Raw genomic sequence first — 23,708 nt, forward strand, 5'->3', positions numbered from 1 at the left:
CTGGTAGAGCTTATTGGTGTTTAAATTTAATGATGTCGCGGCGCTGCTTCTTGTCAGGGCGGCGATCTGGGCTCGGGTTATGTGCATGAAGTTTACGCTGCGCTGCGTTTTCTTCGCGTTTGCTTACACTCTCAGCGGTTTCTGAGTAGAGCAGTTGCGCTTCCGGAGCCCCGCGTCGCTGGTCAGAGATTGTTTCAATCACCACGATTTTTTCTTCGTGGCCTTGTCTTAGAGTGATCACTGCACCAAGTTCGACCGCTTTGCTAGGTTTACTGCGCTGGCCATTATAATGGACTTTACCACCATCGACCATGTTTCGAGCGATGGAACGAGTCTTGTAAAAACGCGCTGCCCATAGCCACTTATCGAGTCTTACTGCTTCGGTTTGGGAACCCATTGTGCCTTGTACCCTCTAAGGTAATGAATCTTTGATTCCAAATAGATGCTGTAACAATGGTGATGGATGTAGCATTTTTCAAGCGAGATCAAAAAAAAAGGGCATAGTGAAATTGAGTAAGTGGTGTTTGACGTTTAGCTTGTTTCATAGTCTGATACAATGATCAGCTAAGTTAATTAATAGGTTACCAATACCGACCAGTGTGTTGGAGTGGCCACCGGCCAGCTTAATGGTGTAACGAATGGATCAGACTAACAGTAAGGATAGTGAGTGAAGCAAAACAGTGCCCAAGCACTATATAAGCTCAGCGAATCGTTAAAGGAACCGCACGTTCAGCAGCGCGCTAGCTATACCATTATGATTGCATTACTGGCGATCAGCGCATGGATTATTGGTCAAATGATTTGGCAACCATGGAGCTCTCCTTCGGTATCTCAATGGCGCCCGGTCAACGTGACCCAAAGTAGCAGCGAGTCCGCCGCAGGTATCGATATCTCTGAACTGCAGAACAGTCATTTGTTTGGTGAGCTAAATCAGACCGCGCCTGTCGTGGAGCAACCTAAGCTGCAAGATGCGCCTAAGAGCCGTCTCAATGTAGTCTTGGTTGGTACTGTGACCAGTACTGCTCCAGAAAAAAGCCTAGCGGTGATCGCCAATCGTGGTCGTCAGGCGACTTATGGCATTAATGAGGTGATCGAAGGAACTCGGGCGAAACTAGTTCAAGTTCAGTCTGATCGCGTGATCATTGATAACTCTGGACGCAATGAAACAGTGATGCTGGAAGGCTTGAAGTATAGCAAGCCTGAAGCTACGCCTCAGAGTAAAGCAGAAACAAGCTTGACTCGCAGCCCAGTGCCAGCCGAAGCTTTAGAGAAGATTCGCCAAGAGATTCGTCAAGACAGTTCAAAGATTTTCCAGTACGTGCGTATGTCGCAAATAAAGAAAGATGGCGACGTAGTGGGATATCGCTTGTCACCGGGCAAAGATAAAGCGCTGTTTGAGTCAGTTGGCTTGCAGCAAGGTGATATTGCCGTGTCAATTAACGGCTTAGATTTAAAAGATTCCTCGGTAATGAGTGAAATCTTTAAGAATTTGTCTCAACTAACTGAATTAACGCTGACAGTAGAACGTAATGGTCAGCCGCATGAGATATACATTGAATTATAAGAGTGTCGCACACAGTGGCAGTCGTTCGAGGAGTAAAGTGTGAACCATTGGCTTAAAAAGAGCGTATGGCTTTTAGCAGGAAGCTTATTGACGTCCCCGACTATGGTGGCGGCTAATGACTTTAGTGCCAGCTTTAAAGGCACAGACATTCAAGAGTTCATTAATATCGTTGGTCGTAACCTAGAAAAGACCATCATTGTTGACCCATCCGTGCGCGGTAAAGTCGACGTACGTAGCTACGATATGCTGACGGAAGAGCAGTACTACAGCTTCTTCCTCAATGTATTAGAAGTGTATGGTTTTGCTGTGGTTGAAATGGACAACGGCATTCTCAAAGTTATTAAGTCGAAAGACGCTAAAACTTCAGCGGTACCTGTAGTGGGTGATGGCTCCATAAGTGGTGATGAAGTTGTCACGCGCGTTGTGGCCGTACGTAACGTCTCGGTGCGAGAGCTTTCACCGCTACTGCGACAGCTAAACGACAATGCCGGCGCGGGTAACGTGGTGCACTACGACCCAGCTAACATTATCTTGATTACTGGTCGTGCCGCGGTGGTAAACCGTCTTGCTGACATCATTAAACGTGTCGACCAAGCCGGTGATAAAGAGATTGAAGTGGTCGATCTGAATAATGCCTCAGCGGCGGAAATGGTGCGTATTGTAGAAGCGCTAAATAAAACCACTGATACCAAAAATACTCCGGCTTTTCTTCAGCCTAAATTGGTGGCTGACGATCGAACTAACTCAATTTTGATCTCGGGCGACCCTCAAGTTCGTCAGCGTCTACGTCGATTGATCCAACAATTGGATGTTGAAATGGCAACGAAAGGTAACAACCGCGTGGTTTACCTTAAATATGCCAAAGCAGAAGAGTTAGTCGAAGTTTTAAAAGGGGTTTCGGATAACCTGCAAGCTGAGAAATCAGCCGGTGGCAAAAACTCTAACTCGGCTCAACGTGGCGATGTTGTGATTGCCGCTCACCCGGGTACCAATGCACTCGTTCTAACAGCGCCGCCAGATATTATGAATGCGCTGCAAGATGTGATTGCTCAGCTAGATATTCGCCGCGCGCAAGTGTTGATTGAAGCCTTGATTGTTGAAATGGCAGAAGGCGATGGCGTTAACCTTGGCGTTCAGTGGGGCAACCTAGAAACTGGTGCGATGATTCAGTACAGCAATACCGGAGCGTCGATTGGTCAGGTCATGGTAGGTTTAGAAGAGGCCAAAGATACTACCACTACTAAAGCTGTGTATGATTCTGATGGTAATTTCTTGCGTAATGAGAACACTACTGAAAAAGGCGATTACTCGACGCTCGCGTCAGCATTGGGTAGTGTGAACGGCGCCGCGCTGAGCATTGCGATGGGCGACTGGACAGCATTGATCAGTGCTGTGTCGACTGATTCAAACTCCAATATTCTATCTTCACCAAGTATTACCGTCATGGACAATGGCGAAGCCTCGTTCATTGTTGGTGAAGAAGTGCCGGTGTTAACGGGTTCAACCTCGGGCTCTAACAACGAAAATCCATTCCAGACTGTCGATCGTAAAGAGGTCGGCATCAAGCTGAAAGTGGTACCGCAAATCAACGAAGGCAACTCAGTTCAGCTTAACATTGAGCAGGAAGTGTCTAACGTACTGGGTGCCAATGGTGCCGTCGACGTCCGTTTTGCTAAGCGCCAACTTAATACCTCTGTGATGGTTGAAGATGGTCAGATGATTGTTTTGGGTGGTTTGATTGATGAGCGCGCGCTAGAGAGTGAATCGAAAGTGCCAATTTTGGGTGACATCCCATATTTAGGTCATCTATTTAAGTCGACCAGCACTCAAGTAGAGAAAAAGAATCTGATGGTATTTATCAAGCCAACCATTATTCGTGATGGTATGACGGCAGATGGTATCACTCAGCGCAAATACAACTTCATTCGTGCTGAGCAACTCTACAAGGCAGACCAAGGTCTTAAGTTGATGGATGATGCACATATTCCGGTGCTACCAAAATTTGGTGAGGAAATTCGTCACCCGGTAGAGATTCAAGCTTTCCTTGACCAGATGGATAGCCAGTAATGGATGTAGCAGTTACGCCAGACTTTAAGCGTTTACCATTTAGCTTTGCCAATCGCTTCAAGCTAGTACTTGAACTTGGTGAACATGGCTTAGTGTTGTTCTACGTTGCACCGATTTGCGTCGATGCCTTGCGTGAAGTGAACCGAGTTTGCGCTCAGGCTTTTACGTTGCAAGATATCACTAAAGAGGCATTTGATAGCAAACTGACCGAAGCCTATCAGCGCGACTCTTCAGAGGCTCGTCAACTGATGGAAGACATTGGTGCAGATAGTGATGACTTCTTCTCTTTGGCAGAAGACTTACCACAAGATGAGGATCTGCTTGAGTCGGAAGATGATGCGCCGATCATCAAATTGATTAACGCCATGCTTGGTGAAGCCATCAAAGAGGGTGCGTCGGATATCCATATCGAGACCTTTGAGAAGAGCCTGTCGATTCGCTTCCGAGTTGACGGTGTGCTACGTGATGTCCTGTCGCCAAGTCGCAAGTTGGCGCCGCTGCTGGTATCGCGCGTAAAAGTCATGGCTAAGATGGACATTGCAGAAAAGCGCGTACCACAGGATGGCCGTATCTCATTGCGCATTGGTGGCCGTGCGGTAGATGTGCGTGTTTCGACTATGCCCTCTTCTCATGGCGAGCGTGTGGTAATGCGCCTTCTCGACAAGAACGCGACTCGTCTTGATCTGCACAGCTTGGGTATGACGGAAGTTAACCATAACGCGTTCCGTCAGATGATTCAGCGTCCTCACGGCATTATCTTGGTGACCGGCCCGACCGGCTCGGGTAAATCGACCACCCTATATGCTGGCCTAACTGAAATTAACAGTAACGAGCGCAATATCCTCACAGTTGAAGACCCGATTGAATTCGATATTGATGGTATCGGCCAAACTCAGGTTAACCCTAAGGTAGATATGACCTTTGCCCGTGGCTTGCGCGCAATACTGCGTCAAGACCCTGATGTGGTGATGGTGGGTGAGATCCGAGACTTAGAAACAGCGCAAATCGGTGTTCAAGCCTCTTTGACTGGCCACTTAGTGATGTCGACTCTGCATACCAATACTGCGGTCGGTGCGATTACTCGTCTGCGCGATATGGGTATTGAGCCATTTCTAATTTCCTCTTCTCTGCTAGGTGTGTTGGCGCAGCGACTGGTTCGTACTCTATGTCCAGACTGTAAAGAGCCGCATGAAGCGGACAAAGAGACCAAGAAGTTGTTTGGTCTGAAGAAGAAAGATGAGCTGACTTTGTATCGTGCTTGTGGCTGTGAAGCGTGTAACTTTAAAGGTTACCGCGGTCGTACTGGCATTCATGAATTACTGGTGGTCGATGAAGAAGTGCAAGAGCTGATTCATAGTGAGGCGGGCGAGCAGGCGGTCGAGAAAAGCATTCGCGAGCGTACGCCAAGCATCCGTCAAGATGGCTTAGATAAAGTGCGCCAAGGTGTGACTTCACTTGAAGAAGTGATGCGAGTGACCAAGGAAGGCTAATGGCAGCATTTGAATACAAAGCACTCGATGCACAAGGCAAAAATAAGAAAGGCGTGATTGAGGGCGATAATGCTCGTCAGGTTCGCGCCAGACTTAAAGAACAGGGACTGATTCCTGTTGAGGTGACCGAAACTCGCCAGAAAGCGAAAAAGCAAAGCAGTAGCCCGGCGACGTTTCAGTTTAAACGTGGTTTAAGCACCCCTGATTTAGCGCTAATTACCCGACAGCTATCAACCTTAGTTCAATCAGGTATGCCGCTGGAAGAGTGTTTAAAAGCGGTCTCAGAGCAATCGGAAAAGCCGCGTATTCGTACCATGCTGTTAGCAGTGCGCTCTAAAGTCACAGAAGGCTACACCTTAGCTGACAGCTTGGCGGACTTTCCTCATATTTTCGACGAGCTATTCCGCTCAATGGTTTCAGCGGGGGAAAAGTCTGGTCACCTTGATTCAGTGTTAGAGCGTTTGGCTGATTACGCTGAGAATCGTCAGAAACTGCGCTCTAAATTACAGCAAGCGATGATCTATCCGGTCGTGCTGGTGGTGTTTGCGGTGTGTATTGTTGCCTTCTTATTGGCGGCGGTGGTACCAAAAATCGTTGGTCAGTTTGTCCAAATGGGTCAAGAACTGCCGCAATCGACTCAATTCTTGTTAGCGTCGAGCGAGTTTATTCAAAACTGGGGTATACAGCTGTTAATCGCCATCTTTGTCCTAATTTACTTGGTCAAATTTGCCCTCAGTAAACCTAATATCCGGCTGAGTTGGGATCGTAAAGTTATCTCATTGCCTCTGATTGGCAAGATAGCCCGTGGCCTCAATACCTCGCGATTTGCCCGTACTTTGTCGATTTGTACGTCGAGCGCGATTCCAATTTTGGAAGGAATGCGCGTTGCTGTTGATGTTATGTCGAACCATTACGTCAAACAGCAGGTCTTAGTGGCGACCGACAATGTTCGTGAAGGGGCAAGCTTGCGTCGTGCACTTGAACAAACCAAGCTGTTTCCTCCTATGATGCTGCATATGATCGCCAGCGGTGAGCAGAGTGGTGAACTAGAGGGAATGCTGACGCGCGCAGCAGATAACCAAGATGCAAACTTTGAATCAACGGTCAATATTGCCTTGGGGATATTTACTCCAGCATTGATCGCGCTTATGGCCGGTTTGGTGCTGTTTATTGTAATGGCGACACTGATGCCAATTTTAGAAATGAATAACTTAATGAGTTCATAACCGTTTTAGCCTAGCTAGAGATTTAGTGGAGAGAGAAATGAACAAAAAAATGAAAAAACAGTCAGGCTTTACCCTATTAGAAGTCATGGTCGTAGTGGTTATCTTGGGTATTTTAGCAAGCTTTGTGGTACCTAACTTGCTGGGTAACAAAGAGAAAGCTGATCAACAAAAAGCGATTACCGATATTGTAGCGTTAGAAAATGCGCTTGATATGTACAAGCTAGACAACAGTGTTTACCCATCAACGGATCAGGGTCTAGATGCGTTAGTGAATAAGCCTTCAAGCCCAGAGCCGCGTAACTACCGTGACGGCGGTTATATCAAACGTCTACCTAATGACCCGTGGGGCAATGACTACCAGTACCTAAGCCCAGGTGATAACGGCAGTGTGGACATCTTTACTTTAGGTGCTGATGGCCAAGAAGGTGGTGAAGGTGCCAATACCGATATTGGTAACTGGAACATTCAAGACTTTCAGTAAGCAATAGGGCTTCCTCGATTGAAAATGCGCCATCACTCTGGTTTTACGTTACTTGAGATTTTACTGGTATTAGTACTGGTATCGGTAGCGTCAGTAGCCGTTATCTCAACACTACCGGTTAGTGCCGAAGATGGCGCCAAACAGCAGGCTCAATCACTCTATCATCGGGTTCAGCTTCTGAATGAAGAGGCGATGCTCAGTGGTCGAGATTATGGCCTGCATGTTGACGATAAAAAGTCTGTGTATGAGTTTTTTCAGCTTACATCAGAAGGTTGGCAGCGCTTAGATAACGCGAATATCACCAGCCGGACAGAGTTAGAAGATAACGTAGCCCTGAGCCTAGTGCTGGGCGGTAATGTTTGGGCTAATAAAGATCGTCTGTTTGAGCCTGGTGGCCTATTTGATGAAGAGATGTTTGCCGAATATGAGCAAGAAAAGCGCCTTCCTCCGCCACAAGTATTTATTATGTCCAGTGGCGAAGTGACGCCATTTTCTATTGCTATTTACCCGCAGAATTTGGATGCCGAGAAAGATGCATGGCGGATAGTGGCAAAAGAAAATGGTCAGATTCTTCTACTTGCCCCAGGAGAATCAGATGAGCAGCAATAAACGTGGTTTTACCTTGCTGGAAGTCTTGGTTGCGTTGGCGATCTTCGCCACTGCGGCGATTGCAACGATTCGTTCAGTTAGTCAGCATATTAATACGCTCAACTTTCTTGAAGAGAAAACCTTCGCCGCTATGGTGGCCGACAATCAAATGGCCAAGGTGATGCTATCTAATGGCAAGCTACGCAAGGAAAAAGGTAAAGAAACCTTAGCGGAAAGAGAATGGTTTTGGAGCGTCGAGCCAGTGTCGACCAGCGGTGATATGTTGCAAGCGTTTGATGTGAAGGTGGCGACCAGTGCCAAAGCGTCGCCGATAGTCACGGTAAGAAGTTATGTACCGAAATAAGCGCTCTGGCCAACAAGGCTTCACTTTGATTGAAGTGCTGGTAGCGATTGCTATTTTTGCCAGTTTAAGTGTTGGTGCTTATCAGGTGCTAAATCAAATCCAGCGTAGTAACGAGTTGTCTCTTGAGCGTAGTGAACGATTAAAAACACTGCAGCGCGCATTGGTATTTATGGATAACGATTTTCGTCAAATGGCGCTGCGCCAGTCACGCACTAATGGCGAAGAGAGCTCTGGGCAACTTATCCAATGGCAAGATTACTTACTCGACTCGGATGCAAAAGGCGTGATGTTTACTCGTTTGGGTTGGCATAACCCTCAGCAGCAGTTTCCTCGTGGTGAGGTGAGTAAGGTTGGCTACCGCATCAAAGACGAACAACTGGAGCGAGTCTGGTGGCGCTATGTCGATACACCTGCTGGGCAAGAAGGGGTAGTGATGCCACTGCTGGATGGTGTCGAGTCGTTTGAGATGCGTTTCTACGATGGCAGTCAGTGGAGTGATAACTGGCAGAAGAACTCTCGCCTGCCGCAAGCGGTGACGGTGAGTCTAGAACTGCAAGATTACGGCAAAATCGAACGTATTTATCTGACTACCGGTGGTACGCTTGAAGGTGGTGAGGAGTCAGATAATGATGGTTAAAAAGCAGCGCGGCGTTGCGCTGATCATCATTTTGTTGCTGCTAGCGGTGATGGTTACGATTACCGCCACCATGGCAGACCGCCTATTTGGCCAATTTAAGCGCGCAACCAACCAGATTAATTATCAGCAAGCCTATTGGTATAGCCTAGGTGCTGAAACGCTGGCCAAGGTAGGAATTGAGCAAAGCTATAAAGACTCAGATACGATTAATTTGTCTCAGCCATGGGCACTTGAAGAGCAGACCTATCCACTTGATTTTGGTACTTTGTCCGGTCGTTTAGTTGATAAGCAAGCGTGCTTTAATATCAATGCGTTGGCGGATGTTGAAGTGGTAGCAGGTTCAGATAAGGCCCCTTACTTGGTCGAGGCTTTCCAACATTTACTCGAAGAGCTAGAGGTTGAAAACTACCAAGCCGAAACCATCGCCCAGTCATTGTGGGAGTATGTTGATAGTGATAACTCCGTTAACTCGACCAGTGGTGTCGAAGACAGCTTTTACGAATCGATGTCGCCAGCGTATATGACGGCAAATAGCCTATTGGCAGATGGTTCGGAGCTTAGAGCGATCAATCAAGTCTCCGGCGAGGTGATGGAAAAAGTGCGCCCTTATATCTGTGCGCTGCCAACGTCTGATTTTCGTCTTAATGTGAACACCTTAAAGCCGGATCAAGCGGCGCTATTGGTAGCTCTATTTCACCCTGCGCTCGGCTTAGATCAGGCTAAGCAGGTGCTAGAGAATCGCCCCTTTGATGGATGGGGCAGTATTGATGATTTCTTAGCTGAAAAAGAGTTCTCTTCGGTCAATGAAGAGCAAAAGAAAGACGCAAAAGGTTACCTTGCGGTAACGAGTGTTTATTTTGAATTGGATGCTGAATTGCTAGTCGGCGACTCTCGCATGAGAGTACGTAGCTTGCTGTTTAGCGAGAATAAGGAAACTGCGACGGTAATACGCCGTCGCTTCGGAGGTATCGGTGAACGAGTTTCTGATCGTTCGACTGAGCAATAATACGGCGCAAGCTATTCAATGGATAGTTTGGTCACAATCGCAACAAGAGGTGATTGCTAGCGGTGAGTTATCAGATCGCTCAGTATTGCCTGAATTGGCTAACTATGCCCAAGGTCGTCGCACACTGGTTTTAATCTCGGCGCAAAGCTTAGTGCTGACGGATGTCGAGATTCCTGCCGGTGCGAGTCGTCAGTTCGAATCTATGTTGCCGTATGTATTGGAAGATGATTTAGCCCAAGATGTCGATCAGTTGCATTTCTCAGTGTTAAACAAGGCTCAAGGGCGAGCGCAAGTGTGTGCGATTGACAGGGCTTTCCTTGAGCAATTGCTGAGTGACTTACGCGAGCAAGGCTGTCAGATCCATCAGGTGATGCCTGATGTGTTGGCTCTGCCTGATGTTGAGGGTATTTCAGCGGTAGAACTTGGCGGTCAATGGCTACTTAAAAAGTCACCTTATTCAGGTATGGCGATTGAAAGTGATTGGTTAACGCTGATTGCTCAGTCGGAGTGGGTTAAAAGCGACGAGGCCTTTTTACCGCTTACCGCCTATTCGGCGTTACCTAATCTCGAATTGGCTGAAGATCAGCAGTGGCAAAATGGCGAGCCTAAGCTGGTAATGCAATTGCTCGCAGAGCAGGCGCTGACTAGCAAAATCAACCTTTTGACCGGTGTATTTAAGCCGAAGTCTTCATTTAGTCGTTACTGGAAAACATGGCAAAAAGTCGCGATAGCAGCGGTATTTCTGCTCGCGGTTGTGGTGGTCGATAACGTGCTTAAAATTCAGACTTATGAAGCGAAAGCGGCAGCTTATCGGGCCGAAAGTGAGCGCATTTTCCGCCAGTCTCTACCGGGTAAAAGCAAAATCCCTACGGTGAGTTACCTCAAGCGAGAAATGAACCGAGAAGCCGAGCGTTTATCTGGCGGGGCAGATAGTAGTGCATTGCTGAGTCTAATGGTTAAGCTGCCTCCACTACTGAAACAGGTCCCTGGACTAACTTTGACCAGCTTTAAGTATGATGAAGGGCGCAACGAAGTGCGTTTGCAAGCACAAAGTAAAGACTTCCAGACTTTTGAGAAAGCGGCCGAGTTACTCGGTGGTCGTTTTACTGTTGAGCAAGGGCAGCTCAATCGTTCCGGCGGTAACGTCAATGGCTCGTTTGTTTTAAAACCACTGTAAGGAGTGAGTATGAAAAATCTATTAGCCTCCCTACAGACGTGGTGGCAGAGTATTTCTCAACGCGAGCAGCGCCTTGTGATTGCTTGCACGCTATTAGTTTTAATCGGTGGTCTGTATTGGGGTGTTGTTCAGCCGGTTGTAACCCGAGCGGATAACGCTCAGATGCGTATTCAAAGTGAAAAGCAGTTGCTGGCTTGGGTAACAGATAAAGCCGATGAGATTGCTGTGCTTAAAGGGCAAGGCGGTAAGAGTGCTTCTGGCTTGCCTATCAACCAAGCGGTGTCATCAAGTGTGCAACGTTTTAAGGTTGAATTGATTCGCGTCCAGCCACGTGGTGATGAATTTCAAGTTTGGGTTGCACCTATGCCATTTAATCAGTTTATGAATTGGGTGACCTTCTTACAGGAAAACTACGGTATCGGCGTTGTCTTCCTTGACCTTGATAAAGGCGCTCAAGAAGGCATGGTAGAAATCAATCGACTGCAATTTGGCCGAGGGTAGAAGCGTGAAAAAAATCATTCTATCGGGCCTGTTTCTTGGTGGCGTTTTGTCGACCAGTGCCTTGGTTCATCTGCCAGCTCAATTTGTGGTGCAATACGCTCCGTTACCGAGTCAGCTGAGTTTAGTCGGCGTAGAAGGGACGGTATGGCAAGGCTCAGCTCACCAAGTGACATGGAATGGCCAAAACTACGGTCAATTGAACTGGCAGCTGAGCCCTAGCCAGTTATTGGCGGCTAAGCTTGAGGCTAAAGTTCGCTTTGGGCGCGGCAGTGATATTCAACTCCAAGGGCGCGGTGTGGTCGGCTATGCGTCAAGCGGCCCTTATGCCGAGAATGTCATTGCATCAATGCCAGTGACTTCATTGCTCGAAGTGGCGCCGAGCTTACCCGTACCGCTAGATCTTAATGGTCAAGTTGAGCTGAGTTTGCGTTCTTACGCTTATGCAGCGCCGTTCTGTCAGGCCGCGGAAGGCAGTCTGGTTTGGAATACCGATGTGATTGGTTCGCCACTCGCCGAGTTAGCGACAGGGCCGATCGTTGCGCAGTTCAATTGCCAAGACAGCAAGGTTGAGGTGTCTGCCGGGCAGAGTAGTGATCAGGTTGTGAGTAGCGCGAATGTGACTTTAGAGCCAAACCGGAGCTATGTCGCGACGGCGTGGTTTAAGCCACAAAGTGATTTTCCTAGTGAGTTAACGCAGCAACTGAAGTGGCTGCCGAATCAAGCGGACTCGCAAGGTAAGTTCCCATTTACTTACCGTGGTCGTTTATAAATCGCGGCTGTTAGGCATTGTAAGATAGAGAAAAGGGCAGCTACGAATAGCTGCCCTTTTATTATTTACTGGCTGGGAAGCTGATTTGGACTTTTAATCCACCGCCACTGCGGTTATTGACGATCACTGAGCCATTATGCTGGCTGACGATACGCTTAACGATAGCCAGGCCTAATCCAGTCCCTTCACTGCCTCGAGCAGTATCGCCGCGAGTAAAGGGTTCAAACAGTTTGCCAATCTGGCTCTGCTCAATACCTGGGCCGTTATCTTCGATGCAGACCCACACCAGTTTATTGTCAGCGGTGATGCCAGTGCTGACTTTAATCCAGTCATTACCATAGCGAATCGCATTGGTGACTAGGTTGCTGACTGCGCGCTTAATCGCAATTGGGCTACCAATCGTCTCTTTGAGCGGCTGGTGGAGTTCGGTTTCAATCTGGACTTCATAGCCGCCCTCAGATGACGCCACATCATTGGCAATATCATTCAGATCGACGGGAATGAAAGAGTCTTTGTTTACCGGCTTTAGGTAGTCCATAAACTGACTGATGATTTCATTACACTCTTCGGTATCACTAATGATGCCTTCGGCAAGATAACTGTCTTCCGGCGACATCATCTCTGTTGCTAAGCGAATACGCGTCAGTGGCGTGCGCAAGTCATGACTAATCCCCGCCATCAATAAAGCGCGGTCTTCTTCAAGCGCCTGAATGCCTTTCGACATCTGATTAAATGCGCGAGTAACTGAGCGTATCTCCGAAGGCCCTTTTTCTGGCAGTGGTGGAGGAATCTCGCCTCGGCCAACGCCTTTTGCTGCCTTTTCTAGCGCGATAAGTGGACGGTTTTGCAAACGGATAAACAGCCAACCACCGGCGACAATTAATAGCGCCATGATTAAGCTATTGCGAAATAACGGTGTGAAGTCCTCTTCTTGCAGTTCAGATAGTGGGATACGCAGCAGTGAATCTGGCAACGAATCAATCTGCATCCACAAAACATAGCTGTCACTGCCAAGCATCATACGCACATCAGTCGGTGAACCGAGCTCATGGGTCATCTCTTCGCTCATGAGATCGATTGTCACAGCATGGTAGTACTCATCCGCCATTGGGCTGTCTTTGGCATGAATCGTCACCCCAAGTTGCTCCAATACGCGGCGGCGCAGTGGCGCATCCATTTCTAGCTCATCAGCCATGATATCTGAGTCATCCAGCATCAAGTTGATTTCGTGGCCAAGGATCTTATTGAACTGCTGCAAGCTAGGCATCAGAGCATAGTTGAACACAGCGTAGTAAGAGTAAACCTGACTGGCAATCAGTAGGGTCAGGAAGATAAATATGGATTGAGTAAATGAGCTGCGGATGCGCATAACACCAACCTTGAGCGAGTTACGGTGGTAAAAACAAAGAGTGCGAGACTAGGTCTCGCACTCTATCAATAGTTGTTTATTTTAGGCTTCTTTACCGTCTGGGACAAAGACGTAACCTAAGCCCCATACTGTTTGAATATAGCGAGGTTTGCTTGGGTCAACCTCAAGCATGCGGCGTAAGCGAGAGATTTGCACGTCAATGGAACGCTCCATCGCAGAGTATTCACGGCCACGAGCCATGTTCATTAATTTATCACGCGACATAGGTTCACGAGCATTGGTGACGAGCGCTTTAAGAACGGCAAATTCACCCGATGTCAGTGGCATCGCTTCATCGTCACGGAACATTTCACGCGTGCCTAGGTTTAAGCGGAAGTCACCAAACTCAACTACAGACTCTTCACTGCTTGGTGCGCCAGGCAGTTCAGTTGTCTGGCGGCGCAGTACCGCTTTAATACGAGCCAAAAGCTCTCGCGGGTTAAACGGTTTTGGTAGGTAGTCGTCAGCACCCACTTCAAGACCGACAATACGGTCAATCTCATCACCTTTTGCGGTTAGCATCAGGATAGGAAGAGTGCTGTTTGCGTTACGTAGACGGCGACAAATTGATAGGCCATCTTCACCTGGTAGCATTAAGTCTAATACCATCAAGTGGAAAGTCTCACGCGTTAGCAGGCGGTCCATCTGCTCACTGTTAGCGACACTGCGAACTTGGAATCCTTGTTCAGACAAGTAACGTTCTAGTAGTGCACGAAGTCGTGCATCATCATCGACAACTAAGATTTTGTGATTTTCTTGCATGTAATGGTTCCACCTATTGAATAAGCTCACGCAAACTTTGAGTAATGGAATGTTAACTCAATTGCGCAGCTTAAAATGTAACACTGTTCCAGTTCTATTGGCGCAAAGAATTGTTAACGTTTATTTCCTTTTTAGCTAATGTATATCTGAACTTCAATTTAATAGCGTCAGAAATATGAAAACAAACCTAATTACGCGCGAAGGTTATGATCGACTTAAGAAAGAGCTCGATTTTTTGTGGAGAGAAGACCGCCCCGAAGTCACCAAAAAAGTGACTTGGGCGGCGAGCCTTGGCGATCGCAGCGAAAATGCTGACTATCAGTACAATAAGAAGCGTCTGCGTGAGATCGATCGCCGCGTTCGTTACCTGCGCAAGCGCTTAGAGCAGGTCAAAGTGGTCGATTACTCTCCGCAACAAGAGGGTAAGGTCTTCTTTGGTGCTTGGGTTGAGATTGAAAATGAAGATGGTGATACCAAAGCGTTTCGCATTGTTGGGCCGGACGAAATATATGGCGATGCCAAAGGCTACATCTCGATTGATTCACCAATGGCGCGAGCGTTACTGAAAAAAGAAGTCGATGATGAGTTTAGCGTTAAAACGCCAGAAGGCTTTAAAGAGTGGTTTGTAAACAGTATCCGCTACAGTGAGTAGCGGCGAGGTCACTCATTTAATCGCCAAACAAAAAGTCCCGCACTGAGCGGGACTTTTTGTTGGCTATTTTTCGTAGTCTGGTTTGTCAGTGACGATATAGTTGGTGTCACTGGCGACTACCGCACCATATTTAAGGAAGTTCTTGCCAAGGATCATGCTGTAATGGAATCGGCTGCGGTCTTGCAAATTGACGCGGATTTTCTTTTCCAAATCGCCAAGCGTGACATGCATTTCAACCACTGGACGCACATTGGCTTTCTCACCTTGTTTAGCAGTAATGGTCATCGTATCGACTACTTTGCGGGTGAATTTCTCTTCCATCCCAACATCGTTTTGATAGGTAAAGCTGACCATCTGTTGGCCATCTTTTTTGAACATCTTGATGTTTTGCGCATTGATTGAGCTGACATCGGCGCCCGTATCGAGCTTAACCGGGAAGTTGAGCCCTTCAACGGTCGCGACTTCGATATGACCGGCGGTGAACAGCGGGTAGGCATCCAGTAGGTGATCGGTGCGGGTGTTGATAAGCACGCCATCTTTTGACATTTTCTGGCCAATGACAAAGTAGTCTTCCACTTCGTCCTCATCAAGCACATCAATCGCATATGGCATCTCGATATTCTTGCCATACAGGTTGAACGTGCCAAACACCACTGGTCTTACTGAATCACCGACACGCAGTTTCTTATTGATTGGCTTAGAGAACTGCTGCACATCACCTTGTGCATTGGTGAGGTAATAGGTCACCCAATCTTTGCCTTTTTTCTCAAACATCTCGAAGCTGACCACTTTTAGCAGCGGGGTTTTTACTACTAATGATGGTTCAGCTTTGAGTGGAATACCGTCGAGAACGAGATTCTCTTCTCCTGACACCTGCATCGCTTTGGATTTAGTGTTGAATGTTTTCGGAGAGTTACTCAGTAGCGACTTCTTACTGGTATCAATCATAAAGCGTTTGTTTAGAGTGCCCTTACCAAGGCGAAGCTGAGAGCTGAACTTGCTTCTATCAGTTAGGTAAACCATCCAATATTGGGGTGTCTCACTGTTGGTATTAACCGGGACAAAGACCAACGGCTTTTCGTCCCCGCTCACATTGAGCATTCTTACCAGTGGCTGAGTCAGTTGGCTTTGTTTGCCGTTATCATCTTCGAGGGTAAAAGTAACGCGCTGATTTTTATCATCGATCTTGATGTTGGTGGCATGCAATGAGCTGTAGTTATTTTGCAGTGAATAACTCACCTTCTGCGTTAGCCCACCTATGTCGACACTCTCTTTCTTGCCGATCAGCTGAGCATTTTTTTGCTCTTGAAGGTAGTCATAGCCGGCGAATACCCAAGCATTATCATCGAGATAGGTTTTACCGACCAAAATCGGCGCCGAAAACTGGTTACGATTGGTTAGGTTGACGACAGTATCAACGGTTCTTCCGGCAATGGTGATGGGCATTTTTACCGTTGGACGCAGAATTGGCTTCTCACTGGTTCGGCTGCGAATGGCGCTAACATCTTCAAGATCATCAATAATCTCTATTTTTTCACCTGTATATGGCTGAAAAATAGTGAAGCTGACCTTTACCTGATAGGGAACAAAGGTATTGGCATCCCACACCGCTTTTGTGCCCCCTAGGTCATCGATGATTGCCCACAGTAACTCATCATCTTTTAATTTCTGGAAATCAGGATTCAAGCTGCTGACATGGATATTCTCAGCGTGCATTGAGGTGGTATCAGCGCCGGTATCAATTTTTCCCGCGAACGATATTCCCTCTAATGCGGGAATATCACTGAGGTAGACACTTTCAACGCGGCCAAGGACCAGTTTATCGTCGAGTTGGTAAATTGGGCTTTGGGTGGTGGCAGCAATAGGTTCTGCCCAAGCAATTGAACTCGCCAATAATGAGCTGGCTAAGGCTACCGCCAATGACATTTTATTCATTAAAATTTTCCGCATCAGTCTAAGAGAGAATCTGGGTGTATAGAAAGAGTAGGCAGTTTCTAATCAAGAAGTCTCGGATTTACCTCTAGTTTTGACACAATTTTGACCAATGTCCTACTGAGCGCCGTAATTTATAGGCTAATTTTCTGCGCTGCGTCGAAAGCATTGCAATATCTGATGGTTACCCCAATATATTGAACATACCCAATAGCTTTGAAGCCCACAGAAGCGAAAGCTGAAAACCCACACATAGAATTAAGAGAACACACGGATGAGCCAAGCTATCTGTAATTTGATTGCTCAAGAGTTAAATGTACGCTCAGAGCAAGTCATTGCTGCTGTAAACCTAATTGATGATGGCAATACGGTGCCATTTATTGCTCGTTACCGTAAAGAAGTGACTGGTGGTCTTGACGATACCCAACTGCGTAATCTTGATAGCCGCCTCGCGTACCTACGTGAACTTAATGAGCGTCGTCAAACCATTCTCAAATCCATTCAAGAACAAGGCAAACTGACTTCTGAGCTAGAAGCGGAAATCAATCAGGCTGACAGTAAGACTCGCCTAGAAGATTTATACCTACCTTACAAACCAAAGCGTCGCACTAAAGGCCAAATAGCGATTGAAGCGGGCTTAGAGCCGCTGGCTGACAAGCTGTGGAACGAGCCACAAACCGAGCCAGAAAGCGAAGCTGCAAACTATCTTGATGCTGATAAAGGTATTGCGGATACCAAAGCTGCGTTAGATGGCGCACGTGCTATCGTGATGGAGCGCATTGCAGAAGACGCCAACTTGCTGGAGAAGATTCGCCATCACCTTAATCGTAGCGCTGAGCTAGTTGCTCGCGTTGTCGATGGTAAGCAGCAAGAAGGCGAAAAATTTAAAGATTACTTCGAACACAATGAAGCGATCAGTAAAGTGCCATCTCACCGCGCTTTGGCAATGCTGCGTGGCCGTAACGAAGGCTTCTTAACCTTAGCGATGAATGCTGATCCTGAGCAGGAAGAGGGCGCACGTCAGTCTTACTGTGAGACGATTATCAGCGATCACTACGGCATTTCTCTCAGCAGTGCCCCTGCTGATGGATGGCGCAAGCAGGTTATTAGCTGGGCATGGCGTATCAAGGTTTCTATGCACATGGAAACCGAGCTAATGGGTGCAATGAAAGAGCGCGCTGAAATCGAAGCGATTGAAGTTTTTGCCACTAACCTAAAAGACCTGTTGATGGCAGCACCTGCAGGCCCTCGTGCCACACTTGGCCTCGATCCTGGTCTACGTACGGGTTCAAAAATCGCAGTGGTGGACTCAACCGGTAAGGTGCTGGCGACAGAAACCATCTACCCGCATCCACCGCAGAAACAATATGACAAGTCAGCGCAAATCGTTGATGCCTTGGTGCGTAAGTACAATGTCGATTTGATTGCGATTGGTAACGGTACGGCTTCACGTGAAACGGATAGTTTTGTTGCTGACCTGATTAAACGTGGCAACCTTAAGGTGCAGAAAATCATGGTCAGTGAAGCAGGCGCTTCGGTTTACTCGGCGTCAGAGCTGGCTGCAAAAGAATTCCCTAATCTCGATGTGTCGCTGCGCGGTGCGGTGTCGATAGCACGTCGTCTACAAGACCCATTGGCAGAGCTAGTGAAGATTGACCCGAAATCAATCGGTGTTGGCCAGTATCAGCATGACGTGAGCCAGTCTATGCTCGCTAAACGCCTTGATGCGGTGGTAGAAGACTGTGTAAACGCGGTAGGCGTGGATGTGAATACCGCTTCGCCTGCACTGTTGACTCGTGTCGCTGGTCTTTCAAGTACCATTGCGCAGAACATTGTTGATTATCGTGATGAGAACGGCCGCTTTGAAGCGCGTACCACGCTGAAAAAAGTGGCTCGCTTAGGGCCAAAAGCGTTTGAACAGTGTGCTGGTTTCCTACGCATTATGGATGGCAAAAACCCGCTAGATGCGTCATCGGTTCACCCGGAAGCTTACCCAGTCGTGAAGGCTATCGCAGAGAAGAACCATAAAGATGTCAAAGCCTTGATTGGTGATACTCAATTCTTGCGTGGCCTGCATGCTGTGGACTACACCGATGAGAGTTTCGGTGTGCCTACGGTAACCGACATCATTAAAGAGTTGGATAAGCCGGGCCGTGACCCTCGCCCTGAATTTAAGACAGCAACCTTTGCTGATGGGGTGAATTCTGTATCAGATCTTGAACCGGGCATGGTATTGGAAGGTGTGGTATCGAACGTGGCGAACTTTGGTGCGTTCGTTGATATCGGTGTTCACCAAGATGGTCTAGTGCATATTTCTGCTCTGACCGACCGCTACGTTTCTGACCCGCGTGAAGTGGTTAAAGCGGGTGATATCGTCAAAGTGAAAGTGATGGAAGTGGACGTGCAGCGTAAACGTATCGGCCTGTCGATGCGCTTAAACGATGAACCGGGACAAGATAACCGTTCTCAGCGCTCAAGTGCACCACATGGCCAGCAGCGTCAGCCGCAAAGCAATCAGCGTCGCCGCGAAGAATCGAATGGTAACAGCGCAATGGGCGGAGCATTTGCCGCCGCATTTGCTAAAGCTAAGCGTTAATCGTTCTTAGCCCAATGAAAAGACAAATCCCCGCAGTAGTGATACTGGCGGGGATTTTTTTGGGTATTACCTTATCGAGCTAATGCAAGATAAGGTACTACAACACCGCAATTACATCAGATGGAGTGTTGGGCACAACGGCATGTCCGTAATGAAACTTTATCACCGTCCTGCGTTTGGCCATCATTCCTTCTGATATCGCCGCATCGATTATGCGCCTCGGCAAGCGAAAGCGCATAGCATAGCCTTTACCTTGATGTTCGCTGTAACTATCGAGTGAAAGCAGTTTAAAAAGCCGTTCGATGGTATCTTCGGCCTGATAGTGAGAAGCGGCAACGACATCCTCCACATCATCCGTCTCATAGCTCGGGTGCTCTGAGGGATCCCATGAAGATTGTTTGCGCCGCTTATCGTCTGCTGTCACTTTTCGTTCGGCGTTGCTCTTGGCTAATGCAATGGTTGGAGCAATTGGCTCACGGACTTTATTATCGCGTGCCGCTTGTTCCGTTTGCACATTAACCGATGGGGCGATCAGTGGAACGCTTACGTTCGTAGGTGATACGAGCATTGTTTGTCTCCTCACGCCCAACCGTTGGAGCGAACACTCCGTCGGTTAGTATATTTATCGACCAGTAGTGACAAATATTTAGCGTCAGCGACAATTATTTGAATGTGCCTAATAGAAACAAACGCTTAGGCTACAAATTGGCGCACCTTGTGACAAAACTCGTCAAACTCGGTCATAAACGGCGCGTGGGAAGAGGCACTAAAGGTATGACTTTCACTCGTTGGTAGCAGGGTGTCGACATCACTGGCAACTTTAACTGGCACCAAACCATCAAGTCGGCCATAGAGTCGCAGTGTTGGAGTGGTTAAGCGCTCCAACTCCGCGCGATAGTCGATATCGGCAAGAAGCTTAAGCCCAGCTAACAATGAATCTGGGTTAGGCGCGGGGCGAGAAAGCACGGCTTTTTTGAGCTGTTTAACATCTTGCCTTGCTGAAGGGCTACCCATCGCTTGCAGAGCCATAAAACGCTCGACCGTCAGTTGAAAATCTTCAACCAATTGCTCGGTAAAGTTGCTGAGTACCTCTGGCTTGATTCCGCGCCAACGCTTTTCGGCGGCAAACTTTGGTGAGCTCGCTACCGTAATCAGCTTTTGCACTCGCTCGGGGTGATGGAGTGCGATATGAGTTGCCAGTAAGCCGCCCAATGACCAACCAAGCCAAACTGCTTGTTGTGGTGCATCTGCTAAAACCTGACTTGCTAACTGTTCCATATTGGTGAAACAAGATTGATGGCTATGACCAAAACCAGGGAGATCAACCACGTGCACGCAATAGTATTGGCTAAGAACATCGACAGCCTGTTGCCATACTGCACCATTCATTCCCCAACCATGGAGTAGGACGATATCGTCACCGCTGCCTGCTGTGTGCCAAAATAAAGGTTGTGAGTTGCTCTCGCTATGTACCACTTTTTCCATCCTTAAGCGTCAATTTTGATCGTCACAATGGGCTTTTCCATTGCTGAGATTTTGCTCATGTTACCGCAAAGAGTGATCAAATACATCGCCGACCTGTTGCCACTCAATTGTGAGTTATGCGGCTTAGAGTTAGACCAGCAGCACAATGGATTTTGTTTTGCTTGTCGCGATACCTTTTTACCGACACCGCGCTGCCAGCGTTGCGGCTTGCCTTGTGTGACTGAAACGCCTGTGTGCGGTGAGTGCTTGGTTTCGCCTCCACCTTGGCGTCGACTTTACTGCGTTGGCGATTATCAACAGCCCTTATCAACCTATGTACATCACTTGAAGTATGAGGGTCAGTTCTGGCACACCCGTAAACTGGTGGATTTGCTGATTCCAAATATAGATATCCCTGCTGAAGTGATAACGTCTGTGCCGTTGCATTGGCGTCGCCAGTGGCGTCGAGGCTTTAATCAGAGTGAGTTATTGGCCGCCTCGCTGGCGAAGCAGTTGGGGTGTAAATATCGGCCTTTGTTTCGCCGTACCCGTGCGACTAAACAGCAAAAAGGACTGAGTCGACGCGAAAGGCAGGTCAACTTGAACGGGGCGTTCAAGCTGCTCAAAGAGGAAAATTCTTATCGCCATGTCGCAATTGTTGATGATGTTGTGACAACAGGCAGTACGGTGCAGCATTTATGCAAATTACTGCTTGATAGTGGCGTCAAAAGTGTCGATATTTACTGCGTTTGCCGTACTCCTGACGTAGTAACTTAGCTGAATTTGATCAAAACGCTAGACCTCTAAATTTTCAGGAGTAAAATGGACAACAAATAGCCTACAAAATTACTCAGGTATTCGTCGTGTCAAATTCTATTACTATTACAGAAAACGCCCAATCTCATTTTGCTAACCTATTGGGTCAGCAACCAGAAGGCACTAACATTCGCGTATTCGTGGTAAACCCAGGCACTCAAAATGCAGAGTGTGGTGTATCTTACTGCCCAACTGAAGCGGTAGAATCTACGGATACAGAACTTAAGTTTGAAGGTTTTTCAGCATTTATTGATGAACTAAGCTTACCTTTCCTTGAAGACGCAGAGATTGACTTTGTGACGGATAAGATGGGCTCTCAACTTACCCTTAAAGCGCCAAACGCGAAAATGCGTAAAGTCTCTGATGATGCACCTTTGGTTGAGCGCGTAGAGTACGTAATTCAAACTCAGGTGAACCCTCAGCTTGCAGGTCATGGTGGCCACGTAAACCTAGTTGAAATCACTGAGCAAGGCGTCGCTATCGTAGCCTTTGGTGGTGGTTGTAACGGTTGTTCAATGGTTGATGTGACTCTTAAAGAAGGCATCGAGAAAGAACTTCTACAACAGTTCGAAGGTGAGCTATCTGCGGTACGTGACGCGACTGAACACGATCGCGGTGAGCACTCTTACTACTAAGACATTGCTCTAAATTGAATAAAATCGAGAGGGTTGGCAGCGATGCCGGCCCTTTTTTGTTTTCAAACTTATAAAATTTCTCATATATTAGGAACTTCAATCTTCGTAGAGGAGCAGGCTCGTGGCTAAACGTACTCCACCAGAAATTCTAGATAAACAAACAGTTGCACAATCGCGACTGTTCGCGATTGAAGCGCTGGATCTGCGTTTTAGCAATGGTGAGGAACGAACCTATGAGCGCATGAAGCCAAGCGGCCGTAATGCGGTGATGATGGTACCGATCACAGCTCAAGGCGATATTCTGTTAGTCCGTGAATATGCGGCGGGCACGGAGCGCTATGAATTAGGTTTTCCTAAAGGGTTGATTGACCCGGGGGAGACGCCGGAGCAGGCTGCAGTGCGAGAGTTGAAAGAAGAAATAGGTCAAGGTTCGAATAAGCTGACACCGCTAAAAGAAGTGGTTTTAGCGCCTTCTTATTTCTCGAGTAAAATGACCCTATTCATCGCCGAAGATCTATACTCAGAAAAACTAGAAGGTGATGAACCTGAACCATTAGATGTGGTTCGTTGGCCGTTGGCGCAAGCTGAAGAACTGCTGACGCACCTCGATTTTAGTGAAGCGCGCAGTATTACCGCGCTATTACTCGCTCTACGCATTTTAAAATAATAATTATCGACCTTGCCTTGAGCAAAGGGGTTTACGCGAGAGCGCAAAGGAATTTTTATGCCAATAACAGAAGACTTGTCTCACCATTTACCGTCCGTGATTGAAATTGCTCGCAGTGCAGGGCAGCTTATTCTCGATATTTACGAGAAAAAAGAGTACGAAGAATTTACCAAAAGTGATGAAACCCCAGTCACCAGCGCTGATATTGCGGCACATAAACTGATTACTGAGAAGCTATCGGATTTGACGCCGGATATTCCTGTACTGTCGGAAGAAGCTGCGGACATTAGTTTAGACAAACGTTCGCAGTGGGATCGCTACTGGTTAGTTGATCCGCTTGATGGAACCCAAGAGTTTATTGCCCGCAGTGGGGATTTCGCCACTATCATTGCTCTGATTGAGAATAACAAGCCGGTGATGGGGGTGGTTTATGGTCCTGTTTCGGGAGTGACCTACTATGCGTATCACGGCAAAGGCGCTTGGAAAATTCCAGACCTAAGCGAAAGTGTTCGTATCAAAACCCATCAACATGATGGCCCTAAGAGCCCGATAGCGATGGCCATCAGCCGTCGCCAAGATATCAATCGTATCACCGGCCGCATGAGCAGCGCATGGAACTACGACTTAGTACCGCTTGGCTCTGCTGCATTGAAAGCATGTCTGGTTGCCGAAGGGGCGGTCGATTGTTACTTACGTCTAGGACCGACGGGTGAATGGGATACCGCTGCGACGCAATGTATTGTTGAAGAAGCGGGCGGACGTATCTTGAGTACTCAACTAGAGCCGCTTTCATACAACGAGCGTGATACGTTGGAAAACCCGAACTTTATTGTATTGGGTGATGAGAGCTTGCCGTGGGATGAGATCCTGCAGGTGAAGGACTAGTTTTCAGTTTCTAGCTGCGAG

At 47.6% G+C, this 23,708-nt stretch carries 24 protein-coding genes; 18 read left to right on the forward strand and 6 right to left on the reverse strand.

Annotated features, from left to right (window positions below; translation table 11 throughout):
- Positions 1 to 10: 10 nt before the first annotated feature.
- Positions 11 to 397, reverse strand: coding sequence for a ribosome-associated heat shock protein Hsp15 (gene hslR / locus ACHUFZ_RS11920; RefSeq protein WP_134834168.1), 387 nt, complete (start codon positions 395 to 397; stop codon positions 11 to 13).
- Between the two features lie 270 nt (positions 398 to 667).
- Between hslR and gspC the strand changes: the two genes are divergently transcribed.
- The 12 genes from gspC to ACHUFZ_RS11980 are packed head-to-tail and all read left to right on the forward strand — an operon-like array spanning position 668 to position 11,870.
- Positions 668 to 1,564 carry a type II secretion system protein GspC gene (gene gspC / locus ACHUFZ_RS11925; RefSeq protein ID WP_394127355.1) on the forward strand — a complete coding sequence of 299 codons (897 nt, stop codon included), beginning with the start codon at positions 668 to 670 and terminating at the stop codon, positions 1,562 to 1,564.
- Positions 1,565 to 1,603: 39 nt separating this feature from the next.
- Positions 1,604 to 3,631 (forward strand): type II secretion system secretin GspD, encoded by a 2,028-nt coding sequence (gene gspD / locus ACHUFZ_RS11930; protein WP_394127356.1) that lies wholly within the window; start codon positions 1,604 to 1,606, stop codon positions 3,629 to 3,631.
- Entirely contained in the window at positions 3,631 to 5,121 is a 1,491-nt protein-coding gene (gene gspE / locus ACHUFZ_RS11935; RefSeq protein WP_394127357.1) for a type II secretion system ATPase GspE, read from the forward strand. The genes gspD and gspE overlap by 1 nt, the downstream gene beginning before the upstream one ends.
- Positions 5,121 to 6,347: a type II secretion system inner membrane protein GspF gene (gene gspF, locus ACHUFZ_RS11940; RefSeq protein WP_134834172.1), complete on the forward strand. Its 1,227-nt coding sequence runs from the start codon at positions 5,121 to 5,123 to the stop codon at positions 6,345 to 6,347. Before gspE ends, gspF begins: the two co-directional genes overlap by 1 nt.
- A 37-nt stretch (positions 6,348 to 6,384) precedes the next feature.
- Entirely contained in the window at positions 6,385 to 6,828 is a 444-nt protein-coding gene (gene gspG, locus ACHUFZ_RS11945; RefSeq protein WP_004416815.1) for a type II secretion system major pseudopilin GspG, read from the forward strand.
- Positions 6,829 to 6,852: 24 nt separating this feature from the next.
- Positions 6,853 to 7,437 carry a type II secretion system minor pseudopilin GspH gene (gene gspH / locus ACHUFZ_RS11950; protein WP_394127358.1) on the forward strand — a complete coding sequence of 195 codons (585 nt, stop codon included), beginning with the start codon at positions 6,853 to 6,855 and terminating at the stop codon, positions 7,435 to 7,437.
- On the forward strand, positions 7,424 to 7,780 hold the full coding sequence (gspI, locus tag ACHUFZ_RS11955; protein WP_394127359.1) for a type II secretion system minor pseudopilin GspI: 357 nt from the start codon (positions 7,424 to 7,426) through the stop codon (positions 7,778 to 7,780). The genes gspH and gspI overlap by 14 nt, the downstream gene beginning before the upstream one ends.
- Complete coding sequence (gspJ, locus tag ACHUFZ_RS11960; protein ID WP_394127360.1) at positions 7,767 to 8,417, forward strand: type II secretion system minor pseudopilin GspJ; 651 nt, start codon at positions 7,767 to 7,769, stop codon at positions 8,415 to 8,417. Before gspI ends, gspJ begins: the two co-directional genes overlap by 14 nt.
- Positions 8,410 to 9,423: a type II secretion system minor pseudopilin GspK gene (gene gspK, locus ACHUFZ_RS11965; RefSeq protein ID WP_394127500.1), complete on the forward strand. Its 1,014-nt coding sequence runs from the start codon at positions 8,410 to 8,412 to the stop codon at positions 9,421 to 9,423. The genes gspJ and gspK overlap by 8 nt, the downstream gene beginning before the upstream one ends.
- Entirely contained in the window at positions 9,389 to 10,600 is a 1,212-nt protein-coding gene (gene gspL, locus ACHUFZ_RS11970; protein WP_394127361.1) for a type II secretion system protein GspL, read from the forward strand. Before gspK ends, gspL begins: the two co-directional genes overlap by 35 nt.
- Before the next feature lie 9 nt (positions 10,601 to 10,609).
- Positions 10,610 to 11,101, forward strand: a complete 492-nt coding sequence (locus tag ACHUFZ_RS11975; RefSeq protein ID WP_394127362.1) for a type II secretion system protein M — start codon at positions 10,610 to 10,612, stop codon at positions 11,099 to 11,101.
- 4 nt (positions 11,102 to 11,105) lie between these two features.
- Positions 11,106 to 11,870: a type II secretion system protein N gene (locus ACHUFZ_RS11980; protein WP_394127363.1), complete on the forward strand. Its 765-nt coding sequence runs from the start codon at positions 11,106 to 11,108 to the stop codon at positions 11,868 to 11,870.
- Positions 11,871 to 11,931: 61 nt separating this feature from the next.
- Here the strand turns inward: ACHUFZ_RS11980 and envZ are convergent, their stop codons facing one another.
- Together envZ and ompR are read right to left on the reverse strand one after the other, a co-directional pair.
- Positions 11,932 to 13,239, reverse strand: a complete 1,308-nt coding sequence (envZ, locus tag ACHUFZ_RS11985; RefSeq protein ID WP_394127364.1) for a two-component system sensor histidine kinase EnvZ — start codon at positions 13,237 to 13,239, stop codon at positions 11,932 to 11,934.
- Positions 13,240 to 13,320: 81 nt separating this feature from the next.
- Positions 13,321 to 14,040 (reverse strand): osmolarity response regulator transcription factor OmpR, encoded by a 720-nt coding sequence (ompR, locus tag ACHUFZ_RS11990; RefSeq protein ID WP_004410902.1) that lies wholly within the window; start codon positions 14,038 to 14,040, stop codon positions 13,321 to 13,323.
- Positions 14,041 to 14,215: 175 nt separating this feature from the next.
- Between ompR and greB the strand changes: the two genes are divergently transcribed.
- Entirely contained in the window at positions 14,216 to 14,692 is a 477-nt protein-coding gene (greB, locus tag ACHUFZ_RS11995; protein ID WP_004410900.1) for a transcription elongation factor GreB, read from the forward strand.
- A 63-nt stretch (positions 14,693 to 14,755) separates the two neighbouring features.
- Here the strand turns inward: greB and ACHUFZ_RS12000 are convergent, their stop codons facing one another.
- Positions 14,756 to 16,627 carry a putative ATP-dependent zinc protease gene (locus ACHUFZ_RS12000; RefSeq protein WP_394127365.1) on the reverse strand — a complete coding sequence of 624 codons (1,872 nt, stop codon included), beginning with the start codon at positions 16,625 to 16,627 and terminating at the stop codon, positions 14,756 to 14,758.
- Between the two features lie 271 nt (positions 16,628 to 16,898).
- Between ACHUFZ_RS12000 and ACHUFZ_RS12005 the strand changes: the two genes are divergently transcribed.
- Positions 16,899 to 19,220 carry a Tex family protein gene (locus ACHUFZ_RS12005; RefSeq protein WP_394127366.1) on the forward strand — a complete coding sequence of 774 codons (2,322 nt, stop codon included), beginning with the start codon at positions 16,899 to 16,901 and terminating at the stop codon, positions 19,218 to 19,220.
- A 97-nt stretch (positions 19,221 to 19,317) separates the two neighbouring features.
- Here the strand turns inward: ACHUFZ_RS12005 and ACHUFZ_RS12010 are convergent, their stop codons facing one another.
- Together ACHUFZ_RS12010 and bioH are read right to left on the reverse strand one after the other, a co-directional pair.
- Positions 19,318 to 19,788 (reverse strand): hypothetical protein, encoded by a 471-nt coding sequence (locus ACHUFZ_RS12010; RefSeq protein WP_004410896.1) that lies wholly within the window; start codon positions 19,786 to 19,788, stop codon positions 19,318 to 19,320.
- A 125-nt stretch (positions 19,789 to 19,913) separates the two neighbouring features.
- A complete protein-coding gene (bioH, locus tag ACHUFZ_RS12015) occupies positions 19,914 to 20,705 on the reverse strand; it encodes a pimeloyl-ACP methyl ester esterase BioH (RefSeq protein ID WP_394127367.1) in 792 nt (263 codons plus the stop codon).
- A gap of 57 nt (positions 20,706 to 20,762) precedes the next feature.
- Here bioH and ACHUFZ_RS12020 point away from each other — a divergent pair, with 57 nt between their 5' ends.
- The 4 genes from ACHUFZ_RS12020 to cysQ all read left to right on the forward strand — a co-directional run bounded on the left by ACHUFZ_RS12020 (position 20,763) and on the right by cysQ (position 23,687).
- Positions 20,763 to 21,461 carry a phosphoribosyltransferase family protein gene (locus ACHUFZ_RS12020; RefSeq protein ID WP_394127368.1) on the forward strand — a complete coding sequence of 233 codons (699 nt, stop codon included), beginning with the start codon at positions 20,763 to 20,765 and terminating at the stop codon, positions 21,459 to 21,461.
- Between the two features lie 86 nt (positions 21,462 to 21,547).
- The gene (gene nfuA, locus ACHUFZ_RS12025; protein WP_004410891.1) at positions 21,548 to 22,135 is read left to right on the forward strand and encodes a Fe-S biogenesis protein NfuA; all 588 of its coding nucleotides are present in this window, start codon (positions 21,548 to 21,550) and stop codon (positions 22,133 to 22,135) included.
- Between the two features lie 121 nt (positions 22,136 to 22,256).
- Complete coding sequence (gene nudE / locus ACHUFZ_RS12030) at positions 22,257 to 22,802, forward strand: ADP compounds hydrolase NudE (protein WP_004410889.1); 546 nt, start codon at positions 22,257 to 22,259, stop codon at positions 22,800 to 22,802.
- 57 nt (positions 22,803 to 22,859) lie between these two features.
- Positions 22,860 to 23,687 carry a 3'(2'),5'-bisphosphate nucleotidase CysQ gene (cysQ, locus tag ACHUFZ_RS12035; protein ID WP_394127369.1) on the forward strand — a complete coding sequence of 276 codons (828 nt, stop codon included), beginning with the start codon at positions 22,860 to 22,862 and terminating at the stop codon, positions 23,685 to 23,687.
- The last annotated feature ends 21 nt before the right edge of the window (positions 23,688 to 23,708 follow it).

This window comes from Vibrio hepatarius, assembly GCF_043642085.1.
Classification (GTDB): Bacteria; Pseudomonadota; Gammaproteobacteria; order Enterobacterales; family Vibrionaceae; genus Vibrio; species Vibrio hepatarius_C.

Coding starts and splice junctions, on each gene's coding strand:
- hslR (WP_134834168.1), bottom strand. CDS start 397: ATGGGTTCCCAAACCGAAGCAGTAAGACTCGATAAGTGGCTATGGGCA.
- gspE (WP_394127357.1), top strand. CDS start 3,631: ATGGATGTAGCAGTTACGCCAGACTTTAAGCGTTTACCATTTAGCTTT.
- gspF (WP_134834172.1), top strand. CDS start 5,121: ATGGCAGCATTTGAATACAAAGCACTCGATGCACAAGGCAAAAATAAG.
- gspG (WP_004416815.1), top strand. CDS start 6,385: ATGAACAAAAAAATGAAAAAACAGTCAGGCTTTACCCTATTAGAAGTC.
- gspH (WP_394127358.1), top strand. CDS start 6,853: ATGCGCCATCACTCTGGTTTTACGTTACTTGAGATTTTACTGGTATTA.
- gspI (WP_394127359.1), top strand. CDS start 7,424: ATGAGCAGCAATAAACGTGGTTTTACCTTGCTGGAAGTCTTGGTTGCG.
- gspJ (WP_394127360.1), top strand. CDS start 7,767: ATGTACCGAAATAAGCGCTCTGGCCAACAAGGCTTCACTTTGATTGAA.
- gspK (WP_394127500.1), top strand. CDS start 8,410: ATGGTTAAAAAGCAGCGCGGCGTTGCGCTGATCATCATTTTGTTGCTG.
- ACHUFZ_RS11975 (WP_394127362.1), top strand. CDS start 10,610: ATGAAAAATCTATTAGCCTCCCTACAGACGTGGTGGCAGAGTATTTCT.
- envZ (WP_394127364.1), bottom strand. CDS start 13,239: ATGCGCATCCGCAGCTCATTTACTCAATCCATATTTATCTTCCTGACC.
- ompR (WP_004410902.1), bottom strand. CDS start 14,040: ATGCAAGAAAATCACAAAATCTTAGTTGTCGATGATGATGCACGACTT.
- greB (WP_004410900.1), top strand. CDS start 14,216: ATGAAAACAAACCTAATTACGCGCGAAGGTTATGATCGACTTAAGAAA.
- ACHUFZ_RS12000 (WP_394127365.1), bottom strand. CDS start 16,627: ATGAATAAAATGTCATTGGCGGTAGCCTTAGCCAGCTCATTATTGGCG.
- ACHUFZ_RS12005 (WP_394127366.1), top strand. CDS start 16,899: ATGAGCCAAGCTATCTGTAATTTGATTGCTCAAGAGTTAAATGTACGC.
- ACHUFZ_RS12010 (WP_004410896.1), bottom strand. CDS start 19,788: ATGCTCGTATCACCTACGAACGTAAGCGTTCCACTGATCGCCCCATCG.
- bioH (WP_394127367.1), bottom strand. CDS start 20,705: ATGGAAAAAGTGGTACATAGCGAGAGCAACTCACAACCTTTATTTTGG.
- ACHUFZ_RS12020 (WP_394127368.1), top strand. CDS start 20,763: ATGTTACCGCAAAGAGTGATCAAATACATCGCCGACCTGTTGCCACTC.
- cysQ (WP_394127369.1), top strand. CDS start 22,860: ATGCCAATAACAGAAGACTTGTCTCACCATTTACCGTCCGTGATTGAA.